Raw genomic sequence first — 10,295 nt, 5'->3', positions numbered from 1 at the left:
GGCGCCGAGATCCAGGTGACGGGCACCGTGGTCGAGTTCGTCCCGGCCAGCGATCCGCTGCAGCCGCCGCTGACGGAGATCGGCTCGGTCACCGCGACCACCCAGCTGTCGGCCGGCAACCCGCTGCCCACGCCGACGCCGCTCAGCGCGGCCTTCCCGAATCCGGCCGGCGCCTTCGACCAGCTCGAGCGCCTGGAAGGCATGCGCGTGACGGTGACTGCGTTGACCGTCAACAGCGGCACCAACGGCAACGTCAACGAGACCAATGCCACCGGCAGCAACAACGGCGTGTTCCACGGTTTCGTCGCAGGCGCAGTGCCGCGCTCGCAGCGCGAGCCGGGCATCCAGCCGCCGGATCCGCCGCCGGCCGGCACCATCCCGCCGATCCCGCGCTGGGACGGCAACCCCGAGCTGATCCGCGTGGACAGCGATGCACTGCCGGGTACCACCGCGCTGCTGGTCGGCTTCGGCCAGACGGTCAACGGCCTCGTCGGTCCGCTCGACTACGGGTTCCGCCGCTACACCATTTTCCCGGAACCGGGCTCCAACCCGACGGTGACCGGCACGATCACCTCCGGAGTGGTGACCGCGCCCACCGCCAGCGAAGTCACCATCGCCTCGTACAACCTGCAGCGCTTCTTCAATGACGTCAACGATCCGGGCGTCTCCGAGCCCGTGTTGACCGCAACTGCCTTCAACAACCGCCTGAACAAGGCCTCCCTGGGCATCCGCAACAACCTGCGCATGCCGGATATCGTCGGCGTGATCGAGGTCGAGAACCTGGCGACGCTGCAGGCGCTGGCCACGCGCATCAGCGCCGACGCGATCGCGGCCGCGCAGCCGGACCCGCTGTATGTCGCCTACCTGGTCGAGGGCTTCGACGTCGGCGGCATCGATGTCGGCTTCCTGGTCAAGACCGCGCCGGCCTTCGGCGCCACCCCGCGCGTCGCAGTGACCGAAGTGGTGCAGGAACTCGCCGGCACGCTGTTCACCAATCCGGACACCAGCACCGAGACCCTGAACGATCGTCCGCCGCTGCGCCTGACTGGCGTGGTCACCCGCAGCACCGGCCAGAGCTATCCGCTGACGGTGATCGTCAACCACCTGCGCTCGTTCATCGGATCGACCGACACCTCGCCCGGTAGCAACGGCTGGGCGACCGTGAGTCAGCGCGTGCTGGCCAAGCGTCAGGCGCAAGCGGTTGATCTTGCCAATTTCGTGCAGTCGCGCCAGACGACGAATCCGAACGAACAGATCGTTCTGGTGGGCGATTTCAACGCCTTCGAATTCAACGATGGCCTGGGCGACTCGATGGGCACCATCGCCGGCACCCCGTCGCCGGACAACACCACCGCCGTGACCGGCGACGGCACCGACCTGGTCAACCCGGACTTCGACAACCTGTTCGACACGGTGCCGGCCGCCGGCCGCTACAGCTACAACTTCGACGGCGTCGCGCAGACCATCGACCATGCCCTGGTCAGCGCTTCGGTGCTCGCCGGTACGGTGTCGCCGCGCATCGAGCACGCCTACATCAACGCCGATTTCCCGGAAATCGAGCGTAGCAACGCGGCGTCGGCGAACCGCCTGTCCGACCATGACCCGCTGCTGGTCTACCTGACGCCGAACGGCTTCGTACCGGTCGACGTGTCGGTGGTCAAGACCACGTCGAACCCGGCGCCGGTCGCCGGTGGCGCCAACTTCACCTACACCGTGACGGTCGCCAACGGTGGCCCGCAGCCGGCCGCCAACGTGGTGATGACTGATGTGCTGCCGGCAGGCGTGCGCTTCGTCTCGCTGACCCCGCCCGCGGGCTGGACCTGCACCACGCCGGGTGCAAACGCCAACGGCACGGTGAGCTGCAATATCGCCAGCCAGCCGGTCGGCTCGGCCGCCTTCCCGATCGTGGTCAACCTCGATCCGGCGGTCCCGAACGGCACGGTGATCAGCAACACCGCCAGTGCAACCACGACCTCGGTCGACAGCAACCCGGCCAACAATTCGGGCTCGGTGAGCGTCAATGGCGCAATCAGCGCCGACCTGTCGGTCACGCTGACCGACTCGCCGGATCCGGTGGTCGCCGGTACCCAGTTGACCTATGTGGCAACGCTGACCAACAACGGCCCGTCCGACGCGCCCAACGCTTCGATCTCGCTGCCGCTGCCGGCCGGCACCAGCTTCGTCTCGGCCACCGCGGACAATGCGGGCACCTGCAACGCCGCCAGCCCGGTGGCGTGCAGCTGGACCGGTCCGATCGTGTCCGGCGCCACGCGCAGCACCACCATCGTGGTGGCCGTCGCCCCGGCGCAGACCGCGGCACTGTCGGCTACCGCGACGGTGTCGCTGACCCCGGCCGGCAGCGATCCGAACGCCGCCAACGACACGGCCACTGCGACCACCGGCGTGCAGGTGCAGGCGGATCTGTCGATCACCCTGGCCGACGCGCCGGACCCGGTGACTGCCGGTACCCAGCTGACCTACACCGCAGTCGTGACCAACGCCGGCCCGTCGGATGCGACGGCGGTGGTGGTCAACCGCCCACGCCGACCGGCACCAGCTTGGTCTCCGGCACGGTGAGCGGCGGCGGCAGCTGCGCCGCCGGGATCAGCTGCACGATCAGCGGCAGCATGGCGCCGGGAGCTCGCGCACGCTGACCATCACGGTTCTGGTGGCGCCGGCGGTGCTCGACAGCACGGTGATCGACGCGACCGCGACGGTGTCGGCGGGCTCGCCGGATCCGAATGGTGCGAACAACAGCGCCAGCACCACGACGACCGTAGTCGCGGTGGCTGATCTGGTCATCGGCCTGACCTCGTCGGCGGCGCAGGTGCTGATCAACGTGCCGGTGACCTTCACGGCGACCAGCATCAACAACGGCCCGTCGGATGCGCAGGACGTGTCGGTGACGATCACGCTGACGCCGGACTTCCGCTACAGCAGCCACACGGCGGCTGGCGCCAGCTGCACCACGCCGCAGGTCGGCAACACCGGTGCGATCGTGTGCACCTGGGCGGGCGCGACCGCTCCAGGCGTGACGCGCACCTTGACCGTGGTGGCCTTCAGCAACAACGAAGGCAACACCGCAGTGAACGCGAGCACTGCGTCGCCGACGACCGACCCGGTGGCGGACAACAACCTGGGATCCCTCAGCGTGGTGGTCGGCTACCCGTTCAACGAGATCCCGACGCTGAGCCAGTACGGCCTGGTGCTGTTGGGACTGTTGATGGGCCTGATCGGCTTCGTGGCGGTGCGCCGCCAGAGCTGATCGATCAGAGGGCGCAACACGCGCCGGAAGGATGAAAAAGGGCGGCTTGGTGCCGCCCTTTTTCGTTGCCGCGCCAAGCCGGTGCGCTATCTCGCCACCGCGAATTCAGTGCCATCCGGCTCATGCTTTGGTGCGCGCGTTCAGAGCGTCGATCGCCCTGAACAAGCCATGCGAGTTTCTGATTCGTACCAATCCTCATCGCCGATGGACCGGCGATGCGAAAAGCGTTCGGACAAGGTCCGGACCCACAGATGCCGCGAGCTTGCTGTGCGTGGGATCGGACCTTGTCCAAACGCTGTTGCTTTGGGGCGCTCCCGCGATGAGGATTGGTACGAATCAGGTGCGAGTTTCGGCCGATAGGCGTTAACCCCGGGGGAAATGAAATGTCGGAAACGCTGATCATTTCAAACGGCAAGCCCGTTGAATGTGCATCCCTGGATCTGCTGAAAGAACTGGTCGCCGAGATCATCGACGGACGCACCGGTGCCGATGAAGTGTGCCTTGAGTCGCCAGGCGCCTGGCGCAGGGTTGACGGACGTTGGTTTCGTCCTGCCGACGCACCATCCGTGGCTGAGTCTGATGAGGTTTGCACCAGATGGTCACGCGCCGGCGTGGCTAGTCCGCTACTGAGATCCATCACGGACGATGTACTTTTGCCGTTTCGAAGGACTCATGCGCTCCACTTGAGGGAATGTTGTGCGGTGGGCCTGCGCGGATCCAGCGCGCTGCCTGGTGCCCGATGCGACGGCTTTGATGATCGCCGAGTGCTTTTTCAAGGAGCGAAGACTGCCCCTGGAAGCAGCTTGGGTAACCCCGGACATGGCTTGGGCAACCTGGGTCAAAGCCGAGCGAATCGATCGCCCACGGCATTGCCATGAAGAGTCGTGGTCCAGCCTGCCGGGGCGCCGAGACGGCCCGCCATGGCCTTCGGCCGCTCTTGAGGACCCATGCATGGAGAAGCCCTTCTGGCGAACCGATGGTGCTGGTCCTTCGCAGTCCGCACCCGATACCGCGTAGGCGAAGAAGCGAGAGAAACAGGATCTTTTCTTCAGGCTGCTCCCGGACAATCCGGTCATTTTCGGTCAACGGCGCCTGTGCATTGCGCCTGCCCAACCCGGCCGAGGAGGACACGTTGACATGCGTATCGTGCGCGAGATTGCGGGACTGATCGCACTGGGGCTGCTGGTTTCTGCCTGCACCCTCACCGAGGATCGGCAACCGGTCAGCGAACCCGATGAGGGTCGGGTCATTGAGCTCGACGATTACCTGGGGGTTTTACAGGTGGCGGATGTCGAACTGGGAGGAAACACCCTGCCGTTCCTGTTCGATACCGCGGGCGGCGCGACCCTGCTGACACCGGCGGTCGCGAATGCAATCGGCTGCGAACCGTTCGGCCGGGTCACCGGATTCCGCCACGATGGCACCCGCATCGACGTGCCACGATGCGGCAAAGTCGATTTGCACATGGGCGGCCTGCCCCTGCAAGCCGAAGCGGGCATTTTCGACCTGATGGCCCTGATGCCCGAGGGCGCGCCCAGGCTTGGTGGCATCGTTTCCCTGCAGACCCTGGGCGCGCGCGCGTGGACTCTCGACATGCAAGGCAGGATGCTGGTGCTGGAAACGCCTGCATCGCTGGCGCAACGCATACGCGGAATGCGCGAGATTCAGGTGCGCACCGCCACCCAGGGCGGCGGCGCAGGCCTCGATCTCTTTCTGAAAGTGGAGGCGCCACAAGGCGACCTCTGGCTCGAAATCGACTCCGGCAAAGCCGTCGGCCTGATCCTCAGCCCGCACGCCCTTGCGCAACTTGGTCTCGAAGCGCCGCAAGACACGGGCACCAAGGTGCCAGTGACGCTCGACATCAGTGGCTTCGGCCGCTACACCGCACCCGCGATCATCAAGGACACGATCTACGATGGGCTGCTGGATGCAGGATTTCTCAAAGCCCATCGACTCACGGTGGATCCGGCCAGCGGCAGGGCCTGGCTGCAGTCGACCGCGGCGCCCTAGCACACATCGAATTGCGTGCGCTCGCTTTGGCGCACCCCACCTGATGGTAAGAGGGGTGCCGCCGGAGGCGGCGGGTGAGGGGCGGCACCTGAAGCAACGGGCACTGTCAGCCCCGCCGGGTGCAGTCGCCGCAGCTCATGGCCCGTTTCGCCGCAGGAAGCGCACTTTCAAGGGTGTCTTGGGTTTGAGCGCCAGATCAACGAAGGGCTCCGGGAGTTGGTCGCCCGATTCCAGGGCAAGCTCGAAATGACGCACCAGGTGTCCAGCAATCAGCGCCATTTCCACGCTGGCGAACTGCTGGCCCAGGCAAAAGCGCGGGCCCGCACCAAAGGGCATGAATGCACCGCGCGGGATCGCCGGGGCGTCCGGCAGGAAGCGTTCGGGCGCAAATTTCTCCGGGTTGGCAAAGTAGCGCTCATCGCGATGCATCTGCCAGATCGGCGTCGCCACCAATGTGCCTTTGCGCACCTCGGTTCCGGCGATCGCCACATCCCGCTTGGCGACACGCGTGAACAGCGCCGTGGAGGGCGGATAGATCCGCATGGCTTCCTTGATCGTGGCGTTCAGCAAAGGAAGGCGCGCCATTCCAGCCAGATCCAGGTTATCGGCGCAGGCAGCGTCGACTTCACGGCGCAGTTCCGCCATCACCTCTGGATGCGTCGCCATCAAGCCAATCCACCAGGTCAGGGCGGATGCAGACGTGTCAAAACCTGCGCCGAACAGCAGCATGCAGTTGTCAAGGACTTCTTGCGTACTCAGCCGCGCATCGCCATCACCCGCTGCCAGCATCATGTCCAGCACGTCGCCGCCGGCAGGGTCCGTTCCTGCCTGACTTTCGCCGCGACGCTGCAGCCGGGCATCGACGTGGGCGGCAATCAAACGACGCAGGGTCTGCAGATGTTTCCGCTTGGCCGCGCGCCCCGGATAAGGGAGCCAGTCGGGCGGAATCAGTGCCCAGTAAACCTCGCGCATGCTCTGGCGCGAGAGCGCGCGGATCGCTACCGAGGCCTGGCGGGTTTCTTCTCGCGTGCTCGCATGCGAAAACAAGGTCCGCAGGATCACGTCCATGGTGATGCGCGTGGTGAACGCATCGACGTCGATGCTGGCGTACTGCCCCGAATCGGCAGGCAATTCCTCGCGCACGCAATCCTCGACTGCCGCCTGCATCAGGCTCATGTAGCCGCTCATGCGTTTGGGCGAAAACGCCGGCGTCAGCAGACGCCGCTGTCGTTCCCAGTCTGCGCCTTCGGTAGTCAGCACGTTCCGGCCCTGAAAGGACTCGAAGATGCGTAACAGGCGCGCTTCGCGCTCGAAATCGTCGTGATGGTCAACCAGGATCTTGCGGACTGCCTCCGGGCTGAAGAAGTAAACGATCCGGCGGAACAGAATGTCGAGTTCAGCCACTTCGCCACACTGATGCTGCAATCTGGAGGCGGCAGCCAGGGGATCGGCCTGGATTTCCTTGAGCAGCGGCAGGCCGAGAAAAGGTGCCTTGACCGCACTTTGCTTTTGCGACATGGGAATGATCCGACAGGTGTTTTTGATCAGTTCGCCGCTGCGCCCCGTGCGATTGCAACCCCGTACATCACGAGATCGAATGCACCCAGAAAGCGCTGCGCGAGATCCGGCTCCGGTTGCGCCAGCCATGCATGGACGGCGGCAAACAACAGGTATTCGAAGTTCATCGCCAGCAGGTCCGCGTCGGGATCCGGCTTGATTTCGCCGGACTGCTGTGCGGCCCTGAACATCGCCGCCAGGATCTTGCGACCATCACTGCTGGCGTCGACCGAAGCCGGGTTTCGTTCGTCAGGTCGCCGCGCGCTGGTCAGGAAGCGAATGTAGTGCGGCAAGTAGGCCACGCGCTCACTGTGCCAGGCGGCGGACTCGCTCAGGAGGTAGCGCATTCTCGAATCAAAGGTCTGCTGCGCCAGCAGCGCCTCTGCGCGCGCGGCCATGCCGGCGGCGATGTCCATGCGAAAACGATGGGCGATCAGCGCTTCCTTGACCGGGAAGTACTTGTAGAGCGTGGCCTTGGCGACATCGGCCACGTCGGCGACCTGCTCCATGGAGACCGCGTCGTAGCCGTGGGCCTCGAACAGGCGGTAGGCGGTGGCCGACAAGTGATCGGCAGTCTGGTCTTGCTTGCGCTGGCGGCGAGTGGTCTTGGGCGGGATGAGATCCACGGCAGTGACCATGTGCATACGACGTTCAAATGTATACGCCGTATGCTAATCGACATCAAGCACCCTTGGACGACGCGCCCCAGCGAGTGCGGCCTCGTCCGGACTTCATGCGCCATCTCGGCGTGCATCGCGCTCATCACATGCCGGTGATTGCTTTCGTTTCGCCGGGACGCACCAAGGATTCGGGCGTTCCACTGGAGGGAATGCTGCGGTGCGCCTGCGAGGTTCCGTACGCGCGGCCTTGCCCCAGATGCGACGGCCTTGATGATCGCTGACCGCCCTTTCAACGAGCGAAGGCTGCCCCTGGAAGCAGTCTGGGCAGACCCGCACAGGGTCTGGGCAACGTAGGTCAAAGCCGGGAGAATCGCGGCTCCACGCCGTTCCCATGAAATTCGTTGCCCAGCGGCGACAGCCTGCCATGGCGCCTTCGGCCGCTCTTGAGGACCCATGCATGGAAAAGCTCTACAAGCGAATCGATGGTGTGGTGCTCTACCAGGAAGCCTGGGTGGAGGATGGCCTCGTGTTCCACCATTGGGGTCGAATTGGGGAGACCGGCGAGCACACCACCACGCCGGTCAAGCGTTGGACATCCAAGCGAAAGCAGGTTTCCGATGTGCTGAAAAGCGCACGCGAGGACGGGTACGCGCCGCTGGATGACGAAGACCTGACGGTGTTGATGATCGAGTACCGAGTAGACGGCTTCGGCAGCGACGCCGACCTCGACAAACGCCACCGACTCCAGGACCGGATGGACGAGACCCTGGGATGGGCCGGAATCGGGCACTGCGACGGTGGTAGTTCCGGCGGCGGAACCATGGAGGTCTGCTGCTACGTTGTGGACTACGAGATCGCCAGCCGAGTTGTGGCGAACGATCTGAAGGGCATGGAGTTCGGCGATTACCTGAGAATCTACCGGGAAGACGAATAACCCGGCTCGGCGTCCGCTTGGGCTTTGACTAAAGGCCTGAAAGTCATGCAAGCTGCCCTGCAAACCCATTCGAATTCGCAAGGTTTGCCTTCTTGTTCCTTACCCCCAATATATTGCCGATGAATTCTGCAACGAATTCCTCGCCCCGATCGCATCCAGCTGGCTCGTTCGGGCTGATCGAGCGAGTTGCAAACCGGGTGGTCGGGTCAGCGTTTTCGCCGCATCGGCACGATACTTACACCGTCGCTTTGACTGTGGCTGGGGTGCAAGCATTCAACTATCGCGGAGCGATGCGACATTCGCTGCCGGGGCAGGCGCTAATCCTTCATCCTGACGAATTACATGATGGCCACTGCTACGATGGGACTGGATTCAGCTATCGGGCCGCCTATGTTCCGCCAGCGCATGTTCAGGCAGTGCTTGGAGGCGCGGAACTGCCGTTCGTCGTTAATGGAGTATCGACGAATCCCGCCTTGATCGCGGCAGCCTTCAACATGGTAATTGACTGCGCGCGTGTCGCGGATCCCGGTGCTTATGAAGACGCGCTTTACGATTTGGCGCATGCCATGAATGATGCGCCTGGCAGGGCGGCACCTGTGAGGATCGCCGACCGGACAGCCGTGATGCGGGCGCGCGAATTTCTCGAAACCGCCGTCGTTTTCGGTGCGCGACTCGATCAGCTTGAGCAAGTGACTGGCTGCGACCGTTGGCAGCTCTCGCGTGATTTCCGGGCAGTGCTTGGCACCAGCCCTTATCGCTATTTACAGTATCGACGGGTTGATCTTGCCAAGCGGCTGTTGCGAGAAGGCGCGAAGCTGGCTGAGGCAGCCCATGACGCTGGCTTTGCGGATCAGAGCCATTTTGGTCGCACATTCCGCAAGGCGGTCGGTCTCACGCCAAAAGAGTGGCTTCGTTCGGACATGTTCCGCACGATCATTCTATAGCCGTCTTCGGCGGGCGGCTATCAAGAGCGACATGACACAGATCATCTTTTCCGACGAGAAGCCGAAGGGCTGGATCCCGCCAAGTATCGCCGCCCCCTTCATCTGTATTTTCCTGGTTGCGATCAGCAGCTTGCCGTTCGATTTCGGGCTCGAATATCTCGGCTTCACTGACGCGAAGGGTTCGCCACACGGGCCTTTGGGCTTTTGCCTCCTCTTGGTTTCGTTCATCACCATCGGGCTTGCGGTATTTGGCTGGGTGCGCTGGGTCGAAAAGAGAAGCCTCGCGAGTGTCGGATTTCGCGGAGAGCAACGGCTCAAAAGCTTCCTGATCGGACTGGCAGTTGGCATGGCCATGATCGGCGCGATCGTGACCGCGATAGCGCTCTCTGGCGGATACCGCGTGGCTGATCTGGCCCCTGCTTTTGCCAGCCCTGCCGCGCTCGGCTGGATTGCCCTGTTGCTGGTCTGCTTCGCCGTACAGTCGAGCGTGGAGGAATTCGTGTTTCGCGGCTGGTTGTTCTCGACCATCATGCGGCGCTGGAACACGAGTGCCGCCTTCATATTAACCGCCGCCGCGTTCACCTTTCTGCACTTTTCACCCAACACACCGCCGTTGATGTTGGCCATGACCGCCGTCTACTCGATTTTCGCCTGCGCCTGGGTGCGTCGTTCGAATACGATCTGGGGGGTGATGGGCTGGCACACCGGCTGGAACTGGTTTGGGGGCACCGGTTTTGATGTGCCAATTACGGGTTTGGAGAGTGATTTGCCCGCACTGGTAGTGAAATTGGTGCCTGTCGGGCCGGCCTATCTCAATGGTGCTGGTGAGGGGCCGGAAGGGAGCATGTTTACGTTCGCACTGCTCACCGCAGCAAGTCTGAAGCTTCTCCTGCTTCCAACGCTGCGAGGACGAAACGGAAGCAACCCACCAATTCTCGGGCAACAACCGTAGCCGCTTTGCTCCG

8 protein-coding genes are annotated in these 10,295 nt (G+C 63.8%); 6 read left to right on the top strand and 2 right to left on the bottom strand.

The features are described from left to right. The 3 genes from IPK27_13645 to IPK27_13635 form a co-directional block, all read left to right on the top strand. The coding region (locus IPK27_13645) for a DUF11 domain-containing protein (GenBank protein MBK8068624.1) at positions 1-2,577 on the top strand (2,577 nt) is incomplete at its 5' end. A gap of 91 nt (positions 2,578-2,668) precedes the next feature. Continuing rightward, complete coding sequence (locus IPK27_13640) at positions 2,669-3,265, top strand: IPTL-CTERM sorting domain-containing protein (protein MBK8068623.1); 597 nt, start codon at positions 2,669-2,671, stop codon at positions 3,263-3,265. A 1,137-nt stretch (positions 3,266-4,402) separates the two neighbouring features. Then, the gene (locus tag IPK27_13635) at positions 4,403-5,275 is read left to right on the top strand and encodes a hypothetical protein (GenBank protein ID MBK8068622.1); all 873 of its coding nucleotides are present in this window, start codon (positions 4,403-4,405) and stop codon (positions 5,273-5,275) included. 135 nt (positions 5,276-5,410) lie between these two features. Here the strand turns inward: IPK27_13635 and IPK27_13630 are convergent, their stop codons facing one another. Next, positions 5,411-6,793 carry a cytochrome P450 gene (locus tag IPK27_13630; GenBank protein MBK8068621.1) on the bottom strand — a complete coding sequence of 461 codons (1,383 nt, stop codon included), beginning with the start codon at positions 6,791-6,793 and terminating at the stop codon, positions 5,411-5,413. A gap of 26 nt (positions 6,794-6,819) precedes the next feature. Next, the gene (locus IPK27_13625) at positions 6,820-7,476 is read right to left on the bottom strand and encodes a TetR/AcrR family transcriptional regulator (GenBank protein ID MBK8068620.1); all 657 of its coding nucleotides are present in this window, start codon (positions 7,474-7,476) and stop codon (positions 6,820-6,822) included. 433 nt (positions 7,477-7,909) lie between these two features. Here IPK27_13625 and IPK27_13620 point away from each other — a divergent pair, with 433 nt between their 5' ends. The 3 genes from IPK27_13620 to IPK27_13610 all read left to right on the top strand — a co-directional run bounded on the left by IPK27_13620 (position 7,910) and on the right by IPK27_13610 (position 10,282). Further along, positions 7,910-8,386: a WGR domain-containing protein gene (locus IPK27_13620; GenBank protein ID MBK8068619.1), complete on the top strand. Its 477-nt coding sequence runs from the start codon at positions 7,910-7,912 to the stop codon at positions 8,384-8,386. Between the two features lie 92 nt (positions 8,387-8,478). Further along, entirely contained in the window at positions 8,479-9,330 is an 852-nt protein-coding gene (locus IPK27_13615; protein ID MBK8068618.1) for an AraC family transcriptional regulator, read from the top strand. A gap of 31 nt (positions 9,331-9,361) precedes the next feature. Further along, a complete protein-coding gene (locus IPK27_13610; GenBank protein MBK8068617.1) occupies positions 9,362-10,282 on the top strand; it encodes a CPBP family intramembrane metalloprotease in 921 nt (306 codons plus the stop codon). The last annotated feature ends 13 nt before the right edge of the window (positions 10,283-10,295 follow it).

It is taken from the genome of Rhodanobacteraceae bacterium (assembly GCA_016713135.1).
Lineage (GTDB): Bacteria > Pseudomonadota > Gammaproteobacteria > Xanthomonadales > SZUA-5 > JADKFD01.
This window is presented reverse-complemented; position numbering and strand designations above follow the sequence as displayed.